The following is a 17,271-nucleotide window of genomic DNA, read 5'->3' on the forward strand; positions in this document are numbered from 1 at the left end:
CCCCGTTCCGGCGGCGACGCAGGATGGATGCGCCGCAACGGGGGCGCTGCCCCCGCACCCCCGGGATATTTTCGCACCAAAGACGCCCCGTCCGCTCACCACGGCTTGACCGCGGGCGGCTTGCGCCCGGGGCGTCCAGCGGCCAACCTCTCGCCACCCCGCGAAAGACCGGAGCCCTTCGATGCGCCGCACCCTTGCCGTTTTGCTTGCCACCGCCGCCAGTCCTGCGCTGGCCGAGATGCCGCCGGGCATCTCTCATTTCACCCTCAACAACGGCATGCAGGCGGTGGTGATCGAGGATCACCGCGCCCCGGTGGTGGTGCAGATGCTCTGGTACCGCATCGGCTCGGCCGACGAGCAGCCGGGCAAGTCGGGGCTGGCGCATTATCTGGAACATCTGATGTTCAAGGGCACCGACAGGCTGGCCGCGGGCGAGCTGTCGCGCACCGTCACCGCCAACGGCGGCATGGACAACGCCTTCACCAGCTATGACTACACCGCCTATTTCCAGCGCATCGCCTCGGACCGGCTCGACCTGGTGATGGGGATGGAGGCCGACCGCATGGAGAACCTGCGCATCGGCGAGGATGACTGGCAGGCGGAACGGCAGGTGGTGCTGGAAGAACGCGCCCAGCGCACCGACAGCGACCCGCGCGCGCTGTTCGGCGAGGAGCGCTCGGCCGTGCAGTTCTACAACCACCCCTACGGCCGCCCGGTGATCGGCTGGCGGCAAGAGATGGTGGACCTGACGCGCGAGGATGCGCTGGACTGGTATGACCGCCACTACGCCCCGAATGCGGCGGTGCTGGTGGTCGCGGGCGACGTGACCGCCGACCAGGTGCGGCAACTGGCGCAGACCCATTACGGCCCGATCCCGCCCAAGGAGGGTGCAGTCCGCGCCGCCCGCCCGCAGGAACCCGTCCAGCGCGCCGAGCGGCGGATGGAGATGAGCGACCCGCGCGTGCCGCAGCCGGTGCTGTCGCGCAGCGTCATCGTGCCCGAACGAAACCCCGGCGACCAGACCACCGCCGCGGCGCTGAGCGTGCTGGCCGAGCTGCTGGCGGGCTCTCCGCAGACCTCGTACCTGGGGCAGCGGCTGGTACTGACCGGCAAGGCGCTGTGGGTGGGCGCCAGCTATGACGGGCTGAGCGTGGATCCGACCACCTTCAGCGTCAGCATGGCCTATCCCCCCGGCAGCGACGATGCCGCGGCGGAATCCGCACTGATGCAGGCGCTGGAAGATTTCCGGCGCGACGGCCCGGACCCGGCGCAGCTGGAGCGGGTCAAGACGCAGCTGCGCGCCGCCCGCATCTATCAGCGCGATTCGGCGCATGGGCGCGCCTATGACTACGGGCAGGGGCTGGCGATCGGCTTGGGCATCGAGGACGTGAACGACTGGCCCGAGCTGCTGGCCGCGGTCACCGCCGACGACGTGCGCGCCGCCGCCGAGCTGGCCTTGGGCGAGCGCGCCGGGGTGACCAGCCTGCTGAAACCCGCCGCACCCTCTGAAACCGCAGCGGCCGCCGCCGCCGAAACCCCACCGGCCACCACCGCCGACCCGATCGACACCGCCGCCGAACCGGAGCAGCTGCAATGATCCGCCGCGCCCTTGCCGCCCTTTCGCTGTCGCTGTCCGTGCTGCTGCTGGCCGCGCTGCCCGCGCGCGCCATCGACATCCAGCAGGTCACCTCGCCCCAGGGCATCAAGGCGTGGCTGGTCGAGGACCACTCGATTCCCTTCGTCGCCATCGAGATCGCCTTCCGCGGCGGTGCCTCGGTTGATGCGCCGGGCAAGCGCGGCGCCGTCCACCTGATGACCGCGCTGCTGGAAGAGGGCGCGGGCGAGCGCGACGCCGTAGCCTATGCCGAGGCGATGGAGGCGCTGGCGGCCTCGGCCGCCTTCGACGTCTCGGACGATGCGGTGATGGTCGGCTTTCGCACCCTGACCGAAAACCGCGATGCCGCCGCCGATCTGCTGGCCGACGCGCTGGCCCGGCCCCGTTTCGATGCCGACGCGGTGGAACGGGTGCGCGCGCAGGCGCTGTCGGTGATCCGTTCGCAGGACAGCGACCCCGGCAGCATCGCCGCGATCGAGATGGCCAAGCGTATGTGGGGCGACCACCCCTATGGCTCGCCCCTGACCGGCACCGCCGAATCGGTTTCGGCGCTGACCCGCGACGATCTGGCCCAAGCCCATGCCAGCGTGATCGCGCGCGACCGGGTGATCGTGTCGGCCGCGGGCGACATCGATGCGGAATCGCTGGGGTTGCTGCTCGACCGCATCCTGGGCGGGCTGCCGGCGCAGGCCACCGCGCCCCTGCCGCCCCGCCCGCAGCTGCAGCTGACCGGCGCCACCACGGTGATCGACTGGGACAGCCCGCAGACGGTGGTGCGCTTTGCTCAAGCCGGGCTGCCGCTGGACGACCCGGATTACTTCGCGGCGGTGGTGCTGAACCATATCCTCGGCGGCGGCGGGTTTTCGTCGCGGCTGATGGACGAGATTCGGGAAAAGCGCGGGCTGACCTATGGCGTCGGCACCAGCCTGTCCAACCAGGTGCTGGGCGACAGCTGGGGCGGCGGCATGGCCACCGCCAACGACCGCACCGCCGAGGCGGTGGCGCTTGTACGCGAGATCTGGGGCACGATCCGCGACGGCGTGACCGAGCAGGAGCTGGCCGACGCCAAGACCTATCTGACCGGCGAATACCCGCTGCGCTTCGACGGCAACCGCCGCATTTCGGGGATCCTGACCGGGATGCAGCTGATGGACATGCCGCCGGATTACATCAACACCCGCAACGACCGGGTGCGCGCGGTCACCGCCGAGGACGTCCACCGCGTCGCGCAGCGGATGCTGGACCCCAAGGCGCTGGAGTTCGTGCTGGTCGGCCGCCCCTCTGGCATCGACAGCACCGCACAAGCAGCGCAGTGAAATGCAGAACGCCGCCCCGGCCGGGGGCGGCGTCCGTGAAACCCCGCTAGGGGTCGTACTCGTTACGACAACGGGTCCTATTGCACCTTGACCGCGCCGCTGCCGCCGATGGCGGCGCCGGCGACCGCGCCGACCGGGCCCGCGACCACCGCGCCGGTCGCCGCGCCGGTGGTGGCGCGGGTGGCGGCGTTGGGACCGCAGGCGGCCAGCGCCAGGGTTGCAACGACGATAATCATGCTTGCGATCTTCATGGCGGGATCCAGTCCTGCATTTGCTGTGGGCTCAACGCCCGTCCCCGCCGCCTGTTCCACATTTCCGCCGCGATGAACAGAATCATTTCCGCTGCCCCGGTGCCCCTGCTATATCTGGGGGCATGACCCGCCACGACCTCAACATCCGGCCCCGGATCCGGCAGCTGGACGAAGCCACCGCCAACCGCATCGCGGCCGGAGAGGTGGTCGAACGCCCCGCCTCGGCCGTCAAGGAGCTGGTGGAGAACGCGCTGGACGCCGGGGCCACGCGCATCGACATCGCCATCGCGGGCGGCGGCAAGCGGCTGATCCGGGTCAGCGACGACGGCTGCGGCATGGCGCCCGAGGACCTGCCGCTGGCGCTGGCCCGGCACGCGACCTCGAAGATCGACGGCTCGGACCTGCTCGACATCCGCAGCTTCGGTTTCCGGGGCGAGGCGCTGCCCAGCCTCGGCGCGGTGGCACGGCTGTCGATCACCAGCCGCGCGGCGGGCACGGATGCGGCGCGCATCACCGTCGAGGGCGGGCGGATCGGCCCGGTGCGCCCGGCCGCCGGCAACCGCGGCACCGTGGTCGAGCTGCGCGACCTGTTCTTTGCCACCCCCGCCCGGCTGCGGTTCCTGCGCGGCGACCGCGCCGAAACCCAGGCCATCGCCGAGGTGGTGCGCCGGCTGTCCATGGCCGAACCCGCCGTCGCCTTTACCCTGACCGACGAGGACGACGCCCGCATCCTGTTTCGCGCCGATGCCGAACAGGGCGAGCTGTTCGACGCGCTCTCGGCCCGCATCGCCCGGGTGATGGGGCGCGAGTTCATCGAAAACGCCATCCCCATCGACGCAAGCCGCGACGGGCTGCGCCTGACCGGGCTGGCGGCGCTGCCCACCTATTCGCGCGGCGCGGCGGTGGCGCAGCATCTTTACGTCAACGGGCGCCCGGTGCGCGACAAGCTGCTGACCGGGGCGCTGCGGGCGGGGTATTTCGACGTGCTGCCGCAGGGGCGGCACCCGGCAGCGGTGCTGTTCGTCGATTGCGACCCGCAGGGGGTCGACGTGAACGTGCACCCCGCCAAGGCCGAGGTGCGGTTCCGCGAACCCGACGCGGCGCGCGGGCTGGTGGTGGCCAGCCTGCGCCATGCGCTGGCCGCGGCCGGGCACCGATCCTCGTCCACCGGCGGCGCGGCAACGCTGGCGGCGTTCCGGCCGGAACCGCACCCCTCGCCCGCCGCCAGCCTGGCCGCCTGGCAGGCACAGGCGCCGCTGGCCCCCTTGCCCGACGCGGCGCCGGGGCTTGCCGAGGCGCCCCCGGCCTGGCCCGAGGCCGCGCCGGTGTTCCCCGCCGCCGCGCGGGTAGAGCCCGCCGCCGCGCCGACCGACGCGCCGCTGGGTGCTGCCCGCGCGCAGCTGCATGAAAACTGGATCATCGCCCAGACCGCCGACGGCATCGTGATCGTCGACCAGCACGCCGCGCATGAGCGGCTGGTCTATGAGCGGCTGAAGGCCCAGGCCGCCGCCGCCCCCCGCATCCCCAGCCAGGCGCTGCTGATCCCCGAGATCGTCGAGCTTGGCGAGGGGGCCGAGCGGCTGCTGGCCATGGCGGCAGAGCTCGACCGGCTGGGGCTGGTGGTCGAGGCGTTCGGCCCCGGCTGCCTGGTGGTGCGGGAAATCCCCGCCGCGCTGGGGCGGCTTGATGTCGCAGCGCTGCTGCGCGACATCGCCGACGACCTGGCCGACGCCGGCGCCTCGGACCGCCTGCAGGGGCGGCTGGATGCGGTGCTGTCCTCGATGGCCTGCCACGGCTCGGTCCGGTCCGGGCGCAGCCTGAATGCCCAGGAAATGAACGCGCTTCTGCGCGAGATGGAGCGGACGCCGCGCTCGGGCCAGTGCAACCACGGCCGGCCGACCTGGGTGGAACTGAAGCTCTCGGATATCGAGCGGCTGTTCGGCCGCAAGGATTGACCGGCGCGCGACCCCGGGCAACAATGCGCCGAAAGAGAGGACAGCCATGTTCGAACTGAGCGCCGACAAGATCGCCTTCGTCATCCTCCGCGCGCGCGAGTATGATTTCGGCACCGACGGCAGCGGCAGCCGCAGCGCCTATGAGCTGCGTGATTTCATCGCCGGCCTGACCGAGGACGAACAGGCCGAACTGACAGCGGTGATGTGGATCGGACGCGGCACTTTCGACGCCTCGGACCTGGCCGAAGCGATCGACACCGCCCGCAACGAAAAGACCACCCCCACCGAGGACTACCTGCTGGGAGAGCCGCAGCTGGCCGACCATCTGGAATCGGGGATGGAAGCGCTTGGCCTGACCCCCGGGGCCGAGGGGGACGAACTGCTGCGGATGTGATCACGCCCGCAGCACCGGTCATTCGCGGCTGACCCGCAGCAGGGCCGTTATCCTCGTCGGTCAGCAAGCATCACGGCGACGGCGACGGCGACGGCAATGTAATGTCGCGGACCGCGCCCACGCCGTCCAGATAGCGCGCCTCGCCGGCTATGCAGATGTGATCACACGGACGCCCCAATAAGCAAAAATACTATCCCACCGAGTATTTTACCTGCTGAATGCGTCGAAGTCGGCCGACCATCTGGAATTGGGGATGAAGGCGTTTGGCCTGCCCCCCCGCGCCGAGGGCGACGAGCTACTGCGGATGTGATCACACCCGCAGCAGAGACGGTCATTCCCGGCTGACCCGCAGCAGGGCCCCGTTATCCTCGTCGGTGAGCAGCATCACCGCGCCGTCGGCGGCAACGGCAATGTCGCGGACCCGGCCCACGCCGTCCAGATAGCGCGCCTCTCCCGCCACAAGATCGCCGTCGAGCCGCAGCCGGGTAAAGGCCTTGTCGGTCTGCAGATTGCCGATCAGGATATCGCCTTCCCATTCGGGGAACATCTCGCCGGCGTAGAACACCATCCCCGAGGGCGCGATCACCGGGTCCCAGTAGTAGACCGGCTGCTCCATGCCCTCCTTTGCGGTGATGCCTTCGTTGATCGGGGCGCCGGAATAATCCAGCCCGTATGTGATCACAGGCCAGCCGTAATTGCGCCCGACCTCGGGGCGGTTCAGCTCGTCCCCGCCCTTGGGACCGTGCTCGACCGTCCACAGCCGCCCCTGCCCGTCGCGCGCCGCGGCCTGCACGTTGCGGAAGCCCTTGGCCCAGACCTCGGGCAGGCCCAGCCCCGGGTTGCCCTCGGCCGGGGCGCCGGTCATCGCGTCGATGCGCAGCAGCTTGCCCAGATGGTTGTCGTCCTGCTGCGCGGTGTCGCGGATCGGCACGTCCGAGCGCTCGCCCAGCGTGACGAACAGATTGCCCTCGCCGTCATGCACCAGCCGGCTGCCGAAATGCAGCTTTCCGTCATAGACCGGCACCTGCGCAAAGATCTGCTCGACCCCCTCCAGCGCGGAATTGTCGGCGGACAGCGTGGCGGTGGCGACGGCGGTGTGGTTGCCGCCCTCGGCCGGGGCGGCATAACTGAACCACAGCCGGCGGGATTGCTCGAAATCCTCGGCCAGCAGCACGTCCAGCAGCCCGCCCTGTCCGGTGACGTCGATCTCGGGCAGGCCCGAGATCGGGTCGGACAGCGTGCCGTCGGGCGCGATCACCCGCATCTTTCCCGGGCGTTCGGTCACCAGCCAGCCGCCGTCGGGCAGCTGCTCCATCCCCCAGGGATGGTCGAGCCCGTCCGTGATCACATCGGTTTTCAGCGCGATCTCGTCGGTCAGGACCGGGGCGCGGGTCTGGCCCTCGAAGGCCGGACGCTGATCGGGCGCGTTCGGCGGCGTGGCGTTGAAATCCTGGGCCGAGGCCGCCAGCGCCGGCAGGATGCTGGCCACAGCGGCCGCGGCGGAACGCAGCAGGCTCATGACAATCTTCCCCTGAAACTCTTTCGTCCGAGCAGGGGAAACCGCGCGCGCCCGGAATTGTTCCGGGCGGCGCCAGTCCGGAGTCAGCCTTGCAGGTGGTCCAGCTTTTCCATGTGGTCGGCGATGCCGCCGACTTCGGCCAGCCACGCCGACACCAGTGCCGCGTCGTCGGGGGCGGCGTGGACGCCGGGGGCAAACCCGCCCGCCAGCACGGTTTCCACCGCCAGCGCCACCGGGATCGAGACCAGCTGCGCCATGGCGCTGCCATCGGCGTTGCCGCGCGCATCCAGCGCCCATTCCCGGTCGAACACCGCCTGCCCGTCGCGGCGCGCGGTCAGGCGCACGAACAGCACCACCCGGTCGGGCTCGCCCTCGGCATAGGCGTTTTCGGCCCAGAACTGCTCGGACATCTCGCGCAGCCGCGCCTCGCCCGCGGGGCCGTCCAGGGTCTCGATCTCGGCAAAGACCCCGGCCCAGGCGTCGGCCCAGCCCTGCAGGCGGATGGTGCCGCGCACGAAATCGCGGATCTTCCAGTCGGGGGCAAAACCGTATTGCCCGATGAACTCGACCGAATCGCGGTTGGGATAGACCTCGAACCGCTCGGGCCGGGGCAGCGGCGCGTCGTATGGCTCGATCGCGTGCCAGGGGCGCTGGACGATGCGTTCCGCCCCGTCCCGCAGCGAGCGCGAGGGCGAGCGCAGCGCCCGCAGCACCCCCAGCGGCGACCAGGAAAACTTGTAGCGGAACGGGTTCGGACGCGCCGGAATCCCGCCGCAATAGCTGGTAAAGCTGACCTCATCCCCCGGCCGCGCGATCTGGCGGTAATCGGCCACCAACTCGTGCGCCATCAGGTGGTCGATGCCGGGGTCCAGCCCGACCTCGTTCACCAGCGCGACGCCGGCGTCCATCGCCGCCTGTTCCAGCCCGGCCATTTCGGGCGAGATATAGGACGAGCTGACGAAATGCGCCCGCCGCTCGATGCACATGCGGGCCAGCGCCGGGTGGCGGTCGGCGGGCAGCATGGAAACCACCACGTCGCCGGGCCGGACCTCGGCCGCCAGCCGCTCGGGCGAGAACTCGCGGATGTCGTCGGTCAGCTCGCCCACTGCGGATTCCGCCTTTTCGACGGTGCGGTTCCAGACCGTGACCGGGGTCTTGCCGCCCAGCAGCCGCCGCAGCCCGGGAATCGAGGACAGTCCGGTTCCGACCCAATGGATGGTCATGGCTGAAGCCCTTTCAGATGCGTGTCAAAGATCGCCGCCGCCCGCCCCCAGGGACCGGCGTCGATGGTGTCGAGCTCGCGCAGCACCGGCAACAGCTGCGCGGCATAATCGAGGCTGGATTCGCGCGGCAGCATCGAGGGCAGGTTGTCGATGGCCATCACGTCCAGCGGTGGATTTTCCGCCACCCGCAGCGCCGGCGCCGCCCAGCTGGTGGTGCGGTCATAGACCCGCACCGGGTTGAATTCACTGGTCGGGTCACAGGCGATATCGCCGATCACCCGCAGCGCGCGGCCCGGGTTGACCGCGGTTTCCGGCACGAAAACCGGGCAGCCGGGCTGCGCCAGGATGCAGTTCAGGAAGATCTCGTGCAGCAGGATTTCCGGGAAAGGCCCGCCATGCGCGGTCTCCTCCATGTCCCATTTCGTGACCCGCACGCCCATTTCCGCGCAAAGATCGGCGGCGCCAGAGCCGACGCGGCCGCGGGCGCCGATGACGATGGCGCGGGGGCGGGGCTGGCCGGTGGCGTCCAATTCGGCCCGCAGCTCGGCCGCCAGCGCGTCCTTGTCGGGGTAGGTGCCGACCGGGCCGCAGATGCCGCCCCGCTGCTGCGCCGCCCAGGATTTCAGCGATACCGCCGCGCCGGCATAGCCCGCCCAGTAGCCAAAGGCCGCCAGCCGCCGCCCGTGGTCGTCCAGCAGGTATTCCAGGTCGTAAAGCCGCCCGCCGCCCGCGCGAAACCGCCGCAGCAGCGTCTGCCCGGCGGGCTGGCCCTTGAAGGCGTGGCCGAACATGATGTGGCGATGCGGCAAGGCCGAACTGTCATCGGGCAGTTCCTTGAGGCCAAAGATGATCGCATCGGGCGGCGCCTCGGGCCAGGACCCCTCGGGCACGATCGAGGCGCCGGCGGCGCGATACTCCGCCGTGGGGATCACCCGGCGCGGACTATCCTCGACCGAGACGCGGAAGCCGCGGCGGATCAGGTCGCGCGCGCCGTCGGGGGTGATGCCGACCCTGTCCTCATTGGGGCGGCTCTCCGCCCGGACCCACAGATGCACCATGCGATTCCCCCTCATCTGCGTCACGCTAGCAGCCCCCGGTAAAGCACGGGTTAACGCCGGCCGACAGTTACGGAAAGCCGATGCGGTCGTCCAGCCGCGGCCGCCTTGCGCCCAGGAACGGCCCCTCGCCGGCCGCCTCGATCCGGGCGATGGCGTCAGGGATCGGCTCTGTGATCACAGCCATGGCAAAGGCGGTGGCATGGATCATCGTGGTCGCATCCAGCGCCAGCGCCACATGGCCCGGCCAGAACAGCAGGTCGCCGCGCCGGATCGTGTCGGTTTCGGGAAAGGCGGCGCGCTGCAGGTCGCTGTCGCCGGGGCAAGCGATGCCCGCGCCATGCAGCGCCGCCTGCGCAAGGCCGGAACAGTCGATGCCCCAGCGGCTGTTACCACCCCACAGATAGGGGGTGCCCAGCAACGAAACCGCAATTCCTGCCGCATCACCGGGCTGGTCCGAGAGATGTTGCAATGGTAAGAACCCGCCCTCGGCCAGCCTGGCAAAGCGCCCCTCGACCCCGGTCACCACCAGCCGCGAGCCCAGCGACAGCGACAGGGTTTCCCGCTGCTTGAAGTCGGGGGCGGGATAGACATGCGTCGCCGGTGCGCTGACCCGGTGTGTGATCACATCACCTGCATCCCCCAGCGCCGCCAGAGGCACCCAGCCGCAATACCCATCCGCAGCGGCCTGCACGAACCCCCAGCCGTCGCGCGCCTCGATCAGCAGCACATCGGCGCCGAACAGCAGCTGCCGGTCACGGGGACCGTCGAGGGCACGGCACAGGTCCACCAACGGCATCGCCACCCGCCGCCGCTCTCCGTCCGTGAACACATCCCGCGCGACCTCGGCACCGCGCAGCGCCACGCGATCGGTGGCGGGAGTCAGGCGGCGATCCATCACACCAACTCGGGCAGCGCGTGCAGGATCGCGCGCATCCCCTGCCCCACCCCGCCTTTGGGGCGGCCCGGCGCGGCGGTGGGCTGCCAGCCGTAGATGTCGAAATGCACATAGCGGCCAGCGCCCTCGGCAAAGCGGCGCAGGAACAGCGCGGCGGTGATGGCGCCCGCAAAGCCGCCCGAGGGCGCGTTGTCCAGATCGGCGATGGCAGGCTCGATCATCGCCTCGTAAGGCTCCCAGAACGGCAGGCGCCAGATCGGATCGGCGTGATCACGGCCGGCGCGGTAAAGCGCCTCGGCCGCCGCATCGTCGTCGCAGAAGAACGGCGGCAGGTCGGGGCCCAGCGCCACCCGCGCCGCCCCGGTCAGGGTCGCCATGGAAATCATCAGCGCAGGGCCATCCTCGGCCGCATAGGCCAGCGCATCGGCGAGGATCAGGCGGCCCTCGGCGTCGGTGTTGTTGACCTCGACGGTCAGGCCCTTGCGGCTGGTCAGCACGTCGCCGGGGCGGAAACTGTCGCCGGCGACGGCGTTTTCCACCGCCGGAACCAGCACCCGCAGCCCGCCGGCACGGCCCAGCCGCGCCAGCGTCTCGGCCAGCCCCAGCACGTTGGCGGCGCCGCCCATGTCCTTTTTCATCAACAGCATCGAGGATGAGGGCTTGATGTCCAGCCCGCCGGTGTCGAAGCAGACCCCCTTGCCGACCAGCGCCACCGCAGGGCCGTCGCCCGGAAAGCGCAGCTCGATCAGCCGTGGCTCGCGCCCGGGCGCAGCGGCGCGGCCGACGGCGTGGATCATCGGAAAGCCCTCGGCCAGCGCCGCGCCTGTGATCACATTCACCTCGGCCCCGTGGCGCGCGGCGAGATCGCGCGCCACAGCCTCCAGCTCGGCCGGTCCCAGGTCCGAGGCCGGAGTGTTGATGAGGTCGCGGGCCAGATACTCGCCCGCCGCCATCGCCAGCAGCTGCCCCGCATCGACGCCTTCGGGGCAGACCAGCCGCGCCTTGGGTGGCTCGGCCGGTTTGTATCGGTTGAAACGATATTGCGCGAACAGCCAGCCCAGCGCGGCATGGGTCAGGTCATAGCCCGCGGGCGCGCCTTCCAGCCGCCAGGCGCCTTCGGGCAGCGCCTCGGCGGCGCGGGCCATGGTGAACCGCTCGCGCGCCGGGCGGTCAGCAGGGGTGGCGGGGCGACCGATGCCGAACAGCGCGCCCGCGACACCCCCCGGCCCCGGCAACAGGCACAGCTGCCCCGGCTTGCCCGCAAACCCCGCGGCCAGCGGAAACGCCGGGTCGATCCCCTCGGGCCAGACCGGCCCCGTATCGCCTTGCGCCGCCAGCCACAGCGGGCGGCTGTCCATCCCTTCGGGCGCGAATTGAGGTTCGGTCATGGCGGCTCCCTGGGCTCTTTCGGCCCTGTTTTGTGGGTATTTAGGCCAGAAAGAAACCCCTGCGGCTTCTTTCTGGTCCAAATACCCATTGCGACCGCGCCACCTTCACTTCGTGCGCAATTTCGGCTATGTCCCGCCGTCTTGATTTGAAAGGGATGCCGATGGGCTACAGGGTTGTCGTTGCGGGCGCCACGGGCAACGTGGGCCGCGAAATGCTGAACATTCTGGCCGAGCGCCAGTTTCCAGCCGATGAGGTGGTGGCTCTGGCGTCGCGCCGGAGCCTTGGCACCGAGGTCAGCTATGGCGACAAGACCCTGAAAACCAAGGATATCGACGGGTTCGACTTTACCGGCTATGACATCGCGCTGTTCGCCATCGGCTCGGACGCCACGAAAAAATACGCCCCGATCGCGGCCAGCCAGGGCTGCGTGGTGATCGATAACAGCTCGCTTTACCGCTACGACCCCGAGGTGCCGCTGATCGTCCCCGAGGTGAACCCCGATGCGATCGAGGGCTATCGCCGTAAGATGATCATCGCCAACCCCAACTGCTCGACCGCGCAGATGGTGGTGGCGCTGAAGCCGCTGCACGACCGGGCGCGGATCAGGCGGGTGGTGGTCAGCACCTATCAGTCGGTTTCCGGCGCCGGCAAGGACGGCATGGACGAATTGTGGAACCAGACCAAGGGGATGTATGTCCCCGGCCAAGAGGTCGAGCCATCCAAGTTCCAGCGCCAGATCGCCTTCAACGCCATTCCCCAGATCGACGTCTTCATGGAAGACGGCCAGACCAAGGAGGAATGGAAAATGGTGGTCGAGACGAAGAAGATCATCGACCCCTCGATCAAGGTGACGGCGACCTGCGTGCGGGTGCCGGTGTTCGTCGGCCATTCCGAATCGATCAACGTCGAGTTCGAGGATTTCCTGGACGAGGACGAGGCCCGCGACATCCTGCGCGAATCCCCCGGGGTGCTGGTCGTCGACAAGCGCGAGCCGGGCGGCTACGTCACCCCGGTCGAGGCCGCGGGCGAGGACGCGACCTATGTCAGCCGCATCCGCCAGGACCCGACGGTGGAAAACGGGCTGAACCTGTGGTGCGTCAGCGACAACCTGCGCAAGGGCGCGGCGCTGAACGCGGTGCAGGTGGCGGAACTGCTGGGCAACCGCTGCCTGAAAAAGGGCTGATCCGGCCGGAATGACCTGCCAGCCGCCGCGACCCCTCGCGGCGGCTTTTTTCATGGGCGCTCTCAGGCGGCGGGGGTCTCGCCGCTACGGCGGGTGGCGGCCAGCGGCCGGCCTCCGGTCAGGCGGCGCACCGCGACGTAGAACCCCGGCACCATGAAGATGCCCAGGAAGGTGGCCGAGATCATCCCGCCCATCACCCCGATGCCGATGGCGTTCTGCGCCGCCGCCCCGGCGCCGGTGGCGATGGCCAGCGGCGTCACCCCCAGGATGAAGGCCAGCGAGGTCATCAGGATCGGGCGCAGCCGCAGGCGCGCGGCCTCGATCGCGGCCTCGGTGGTGGAGCGGCCACCGACCTCGAGGTCGCGGGCGAACTCGACGATCAGGATGGCGTTCTTGGCGGCCAGGCCGATGGTGGTCAGGATGCCGACCTTGAAATACACGTCGTTCGCCTGCCCGAACAGCAGCGCCGCCACCACCGCGCCCAGCACCCCCACCGGCACCGCCAGCATCACCGAGAACGGTACCGTCCAGCTTTCGTAAAGCGCGGCGAGGCACAGGAACACCACCAGCGCCGACAGCGCGTAAAGATAGGGCGCCTGGTTGCCGGCCTGTTTTTCCTGATAGCTGATGCCGGTCCAGGCGACGCCGTAGCCGCCTGGCATCTGGGCGACCAGCTCCTCCATCGCCTCCATCGCCTGGCCCGAGGTGGTGCCGGGCGCCTCGCTGCCGGTGATCGAGATCGCGTCCGTGCCCTCGAACCGCGACAGCCGGGGCGCGATCGGTTCCCAGCGGGTGGACATGAAGGCGCTGAACGGGACCATCTCGCCCTGATTGTTGCGGGCGTACCAGGATTTGAGGTCGTCGGGCTGCATCCGGAACGGCGCCGCCGCCTGCACGATCACCGGGCGCAGCGTCGCGCCCATGGCGAAGTCGTTGACCTCGCGCCCGGCAAAGATGGTGGACAGCATCCCGTTCACATCGGCCAGCGACAGGCCAAGCGCCTCGGCCCGCTGCGCGTCGATATCCAGCCGCAGCGCCGCGTCGTCCTGATCGCCCGAGCTGCGGATGTTGGTCAGCCGTGAGTCGGCCTGGGCGGTTTCCTCAAGCTGCGTGGCGGCGGCGCGCAGCGCGTCGATGCCCTGCGCCGACTGGTCGATCAGATACATCTGAAAGCCGGCGGTGTTGCCCAGCCCCTGGATCGGTGGCGGCTGCACGATGTTGATGCGCCCGGCGCGGTGGTTGCCGAAACGCTCGGTCGCGCGCTGGACGATGGCGGCGGCGGACTGGCCGGGGTCGGGGCGCTCGGCGAAATCCTTGAGCCGCACGAACAGCGTCGCCCGCCCCTGCCCGGTCCCCGAGAACCCGAAGCCCAGCGCCCCGAAGGTCGAGGCGACGGCCGGTTCCTCGTTCAGCAGGTAATCCTCGATCTCCTGCACCACGGCCAGGGTCTGCTGGGTGGTCGAGCCCTCGGACAGGTTGATCTGCGCCATCAGCACGCCCTGATCCTCGGTCGGCAGGAAGGTCGAGTTCATCCGGGTGAACAGCTGCCAGACCCCGGCGGTCATCAGCACCAAGAACAGGATGACCAGGAACGGCCGGTGCACGCTGCGCGCAACCACCGCGACATACCAGTCGGTGACGCGGTCGAAGCCGCGGTTGAACCAGCGGGCGGGGGCGAACCCCGCCTCGCCCGAATGCGGGCGCAGCAGCGAGGCGGTCTGCGAGGGCGTCAGGATCATCGCCGCCGCCAGCGACAGCATCATCGCGGTGATGATGGTGACCGAGAACTGCCGATAGACCACCCCGGTCGAACCGGCCATGAAGGCCATGGGCAGGAACACCGCCGACAGCACCACCGCGATGCCGATCAGCGCCCCGGTGATCTGGCGCATCCCGATCTCGGTCGCGCGCACCTGGTCCAGCCCCTGGTCGTGCATCAATCGCTCGACGTTCTCGACCACGACGATGGCGTCGTCGACCAGCAGGCCGATCGCCAGCACCATGGCGAACATGGTCAGCGTGTTGATCGAATAGCCCAGCGCGAACAGCATCGCAAAGGTGCCCAGCAGCACCACCGGCACCACCACCACCGGGATGATGGTCGCGCGCCATTTCTGCAGGAAGATCAGGATCACCGCGATGACCAGCGCCACCGCCTCGAACAGGGTGTGATAGACCTTTTCGATGGATTTCTCGACAAAGGGCGAGGTGTCGTAGGCGACGCGCAGGTCCACCCCCTCGGGCAGCGCCACCTGCAGCGAGGCCAGCACCTCGCGCACCGCGGCGGCGGTGTCCACGGCGTTGGCGCCGGTTTCCAGGTTCACCCCGAACCCCGAGGCATTAGCGCCGTTGAAGCGGCTGTTGGCGCCATAGGCTTCCTGCCCGATCTCGATGTCGGCCACGTCGTTCAGCCAGACCGAGGCGCCATCCTCGCCGGTGCGCAGCAGGATCCGCTCGAAATCCTCGACCGAGGTCAGCTGGCTTTGCGCGGTCATGTTGGCGGTGAACTGCTGGCCCGGGACCACCGGCTGGCTGCCCAGCGAGCCCACCGAGACGGTCGAGTTCTGTTCCGCCACCGCCCCGGTGATGTCGCCCGGCGTCAGCTGGTATTGCGCCAGCCGCAGCGGATCCAGCCAGATCCGCATCGCGTAGCCCGAGCCGAAGATGTCGATGCCGCCGACGCCCGGCACCCGCTTGACCGGGCCCTCGACCACCTCTTCCAGCAGGTTGCCCAGCTCGACGGTGGAATAGCGCCCGTCGGGCGACACCAGCGCCCCCACCATCAGGATCGAGGAGGTCGAGCGCGTCACCGACACGCCGCGGGTCTGCACCGGAGTGGGCAGGCGCGATTCCACGCTGCGGACCCGCGACTGCACGTCGTTCAGCGCGTCGGTCGGGTCCACGCTGTCGTCAAAGGTCAGCGTCAGCGACGAGCGCCCGTTGAACGACGAGGATTCGAAATAGAGCAGCCCTTCCAGCCCGGTCAGCGTATCCTCGATCTGGGTGGTGACCGAGTTCTGCACCGCCGCGGCGGTGGCGCCGGGATAGCTGGCGCTGATCCGCACGGTGGTGGGCGCGATGTCGGGATATTGCGACACCGGCAGGTTCAGCAGCCCCCACAGCCCGGCCAGCATCGTCACGATCGCCAGCACCCAGGCGAAGACCGGGCGATGGATGAAGAACTGCGCCATCAGTTCGCCGCGGCGGCGGGGGTGGCCGCGGCGGCGGCCGCGGTCTCGGCCGGCTCGACCTCGCGCACCACGCCCTCGGCGTCGATGGTCACGGGAATGGTGGTGATCGCCTGCCCGTGGTTGAGATTGGTCAGCCCGTCGAGGATCAGCAGGTCGCCCTCGGCCGCGCCCTCGGTCACGATCCAGTTGCCCTCATGGGTGCCGACCTCGGTCAGCACCACCTCCTCGGCCACGCCGTCGCGGGCGAAGAAGGCGGTCAGCTGCCCGGTGGCGGCGCGCCGGGTCGGGCCCTGCGGGACCAGCACCCCTTCCACCTGGCCGATGGTCATGCGCACGCGGATGAACTGCCCGGGCAGGATCAGCCGGTCGGGGTTGGGGAACTGCCAGCGAAAGGGCACAGTGCCGGTGGTGGGCGACACCTGCCGCCCCGGCGCCACGATCTGCCCCGGCTGCGGATGGACCTGCCCGGTCTCGAGGATCAGCTGCGCCTCGGGCCCCGTGGAACGGATCAGCGTGCCCTGGACGTGACGCTCGCGGTTGCGCAGCACGGTGGCGCGCGATTCCGTGACATCGACATAGATCGGGTCCAGCTGGGTAACGGTGGTCAGCGGATCGGCCTGGCTCGCGGTCACCAGATCCCCGACCGAGACCCGGGCGATATCGGCGATTCCGTCGATGGGGCTGCGGATGGCGGTGCGGTCCACCGCCAGCTGCGCCAGCTCGCGTTCCGCCTCGGCCCGCGACAGCGCGGCGCGGGCATTGGCCAGCGCTACCTGCGCCGATTCCAGTTCGGCCCGGCTGACCCCGGTGCCCGACAGCCGGTCATAGCGGGCGACGGTGGCGCTGGCGCCCTCGACCGCGGCCTCGGCGCTGGTCACGGCGGCTTCCGCCGCCGACAGCGTGGCGGACAGCTGGTCGGCATCCAGCCGGAACAGCACGGTGCCGGCCTTGACCTGGCGGCCGGGCTGATAGGCGATCTCGACGATCTCGCCGCCGACCTGCGGGCGGATGGCGGTTTCCTGATAGGCGACGGCGCGGCCGGGCAGGGTGACGGTGACCGGCACGGTGGCGCGGCCAAGCGGCATCACCCCGACCTCGCGCGGGGCCTGCGCGCCGGGTCCCGGGGCGGGACCGGGGACCTGCGCCGCGGCTGGCCCGGCGCCCAGCGCCAGCACGGTGGCCAGCATCGGAAAAGCGCCGCGGCGGATCGACATGAGGTGGCGAAAGCGCGTCCGGTCGGTCATGCGCGCAACATCGCAGGCGCGCCGGGCCCGGGCAAGCA

13 protein-coding genes are annotated in these 17,271 nt (G+C 69.9%); 5 read left to right on the plus strand and 8 right to left on the minus strand.

Going from position 1 to position 17,271, the window contains the following annotated elements; genetic code table 11:
* Nucleotides 1-181 precede the first annotated feature (181 nt).
* Nucleotides 182-1,597, plus strand: coding sequence for a M16 family metallopeptidase (locus tag RSP45_RS09985; RefSeq protein ID WP_415391817.1), 1,416 nt, complete (start codon nt 182-184; stop codon nt 1,595-1,597).
* Nucleotides 1,594-2,931 (plus strand): M16 family metallopeptidase, encoded by a 1,338-nt coding sequence (locus RSP45_RS09990; protein WP_415391818.1) that lies wholly within the window; start codon nt 1,594-1,596, stop codon nt 2,929-2,931. Before RSP45_RS09985 ends, RSP45_RS09990 begins: the two co-directional genes overlap by 4 nt.
* A gap of 77 nt (nt 2,932-3,008) precedes the next feature.
* Here the strand turns inward: RSP45_RS09990 and RSP45_RS09995 are convergent, their stop codons facing one another.
* Nucleotides 3,009-3,167 (minus strand): hypothetical protein, encoded by a 159-nt coding sequence (locus RSP45_RS09995; RefSeq protein ID WP_324327592.1) that lies wholly within the window; start codon nt 3,165-3,167, stop codon nt 3,009-3,011.
* Nucleotides 3,168-3,304: 137 nt separating this feature from the next.
* On the opposite strand from RSP45_RS09995, the gene mutL reads away from it, so the two are divergent.
* Complete coding sequence (mutL, locus tag RSP45_RS10000) at nt 3,305-5,137, plus strand: DNA mismatch repair endonuclease MutL (RefSeq protein ID WP_415391819.1); 1,833 nt, start codon at nt 3,305-3,307, stop codon at nt 5,135-5,137.
* Nucleotides 5,138-5,183: 46 nt separating this feature from the next.
* Nucleotides 5,184-5,531, plus strand: coding sequence for a DUF3775 domain-containing protein (locus RSP45_RS10005; protein ID WP_073065394.1), 348 nt, complete (start codon nt 5,184-5,186; stop codon nt 5,529-5,531).
* Between the two features lie 331 nt (nt 5,532-5,862).
* On the opposite strand, the gene RSP45_RS10010 is transcribed toward RSP45_RS10005, so the two are convergent.
* The 5 genes from RSP45_RS10010 to RSP45_RS10030 all read right to left on the minus strand — a co-directional run bounded on the left by RSP45_RS10010 (nt 5,863) and on the right by RSP45_RS10030 (nt 11,614).
* The gene (locus tag RSP45_RS10010; protein WP_415391820.1) at nt 5,863-7,050 is read right to left on the minus strand and encodes a PQQ-dependent sugar dehydrogenase; all 1,188 of its coding nucleotides are present in this window, start codon (nt 7,048-7,050) and stop codon (nt 5,863-5,865) included.
* An 83-nt stretch (nt 7,051-7,133) separates the two neighbouring features.
* A complete protein-coding gene (locus tag RSP45_RS10015) occupies nt 7,134-8,273 on the minus strand; it encodes a saccharopine dehydrogenase C-terminal domain-containing protein (RefSeq protein ID WP_415391821.1) in 1,140 nt (379 codons plus the stop codon).
* Nucleotides 8,270-9,331: a saccharopine dehydrogenase gene (locus tag RSP45_RS10020; RefSeq protein WP_415394043.1), complete on the minus strand. Its 1,062-nt coding sequence runs from the start codon at nt 9,329-9,331 to the stop codon at nt 8,270-8,272. Before RSP45_RS10020 ends, RSP45_RS10015 begins: the two co-directional genes overlap by 4 nt.
* Nucleotides 9,332-9,398: 67 nt before the next feature.
* Nucleotides 9,399-10,226 carry a C40 family peptidase gene (locus RSP45_RS10025; protein ID WP_415391822.1) on the minus strand — a complete coding sequence of 276 codons (828 nt, stop codon included), beginning with the start codon at nt 10,224-10,226 and terminating at the stop codon, nt 9,399-9,401.
* Nucleotides 10,226-11,614 carry a leucyl aminopeptidase family protein gene (locus RSP45_RS10030; RefSeq protein WP_415391823.1) on the minus strand — a complete coding sequence of 463 codons (1,389 nt, stop codon included), beginning with the start codon at nt 11,612-11,614 and terminating at the stop codon, nt 10,226-10,228. Before RSP45_RS10030 ends, RSP45_RS10025 begins: the two co-directional genes overlap by 1 nt.
* A 161-nt stretch (nt 11,615-11,775) precedes the next feature.
* On the opposite strand from RSP45_RS10030, the gene RSP45_RS10035 reads away from it, so the two are divergent.
* Nucleotides 11,776-12,798, plus strand: coding sequence for an aspartate-semialdehyde dehydrogenase (locus RSP45_RS10035; RefSeq protein WP_073065608.1), 1,023 nt, complete (start codon nt 11,776-11,778; stop codon nt 12,796-12,798).
* Nucleotides 12,799-12,860: 62 nt separating this feature from the next.
* Here the strand turns inward: RSP45_RS10035 and RSP45_RS10040 are convergent, their stop codons facing one another.
* Together RSP45_RS10040 and RSP45_RS10045 are read right to left on the minus strand one after the other, a co-directional pair.
* Entirely contained in the window at nt 12,861-15,989 is a 3,129-nt protein-coding gene (locus RSP45_RS10040) for an efflux RND transporter permease subunit (protein WP_415391824.1), read from the minus strand.
* The gene (locus RSP45_RS10045) at nt 15,989-17,233 is read right to left on the minus strand and encodes an efflux RND transporter periplasmic adaptor subunit (protein ID WP_415391825.1); all 1,245 of its coding nucleotides are present in this window, start codon (nt 17,231-17,233) and stop codon (nt 15,989-15,991) included. The genes RSP45_RS10040 and RSP45_RS10045 overlap by 1 nt, the downstream gene beginning before the upstream one ends.
* Nucleotides 17,234-17,271 lie beyond the last annotated feature (38 nt).

This window comes from Paracoccus sp. SJTW-4 (assembly GCF_047716885.1).
Lineage (GTDB): Bacteria > Pseudomonadota > Alphaproteobacteria > Rhodobacterales > Rhodobacteraceae > Paracoccus > Paracoccus solventivorans.

What these genes read in the sequence shown, in the direction of transcription:
- RSP45_RS10020 (WP_415394043.1), bottom strand. Translation starts at nt 9,331, where the DNA reads ATGGTGCATCTGTGGGTCCGGGCGGAGAGCCGCCCCAATGAGGACAGG.
- RSP45_RS09995 (WP_324327592.1), bottom strand. Translation starts at nt 3,167, where the DNA reads ATGATTATCGTCGTTGCAACCCTGGCGCTGGCCGCCTGCGGTCCCAAC.
- RSP45_RS09990 (WP_415391818.1), top strand. Translation starts at nt 1,594, where the DNA reads ATGATCCGCCGCGCCCTTGCCGCCCTTTCGCTGTCGCTGTCCGTGCTG.
- RSP45_RS10045 (WP_415391825.1), bottom strand. Translation starts at nt 17,233, where the DNA reads ATGACCGACCGGACGCGCTTTCGCCACCTCATGTCGATCCGCCGCGGC.
- RSP45_RS10015 (WP_415391821.1), bottom strand. Translation starts at nt 8,273, where the DNA reads ATGACCATCCATTGGGTCGGAACCGGACTGTCCTCGATTCCCGGGCTG.
- RSP45_RS10010 (WP_415391820.1), bottom strand. Translation starts at nt 7,050, where the DNA reads ATGAGCCTGCTGCGTTCCGCCGCGGCCGCTGTGGCCAGCATCCTGCCG.
- RSP45_RS10025 (WP_415391822.1), bottom strand. Translation starts at nt 10,226, where the DNA reads ATGGATCGCCGCCTGACTCCCGCCACCGATCGCGTGGCGCTGCGCGGT.
- RSP45_RS10040 (WP_415391824.1), bottom strand. Translation starts at nt 15,989, where the DNA reads ATGGCGCAGTTCTTCATCCATCGCCCGGTCTTCGCCTGGGTGCTGGCG.
- mutL (WP_415391819.1), top strand. Translation starts at nt 3,305, where the DNA reads ATGACCCGCCACGACCTCAACATCCGGCCCCGGATCCGGCAGCTGGAC.
- RSP45_RS10030 (WP_415391823.1), bottom strand. Translation starts at nt 11,614, where the DNA reads ATGACCGAACCTCAATTCGCGCCCGAAGGGATGGACAGCCGCCCGCTG.
- RSP45_RS10005 (WP_073065394.1), top strand. Translation starts at nt 5,184, where the DNA reads ATGTTCGAACTGAGCGCCGACAAGATCGCCTTCGTCATCCTCCGCGCG.
- RSP45_RS09985 (WP_415391817.1), top strand. Translation starts at nt 182, where the DNA reads ATGCGCCGCACCCTTGCCGTTTTGCTTGCCACCGCCGCCAGTCCTGCG.
- RSP45_RS10035 (WP_073065608.1), top strand. Translation starts at nt 11,776, where the DNA reads ATGGGCTACAGGGTTGTCGTTGCGGGCGCCACGGGCAACGTGGGCCGC.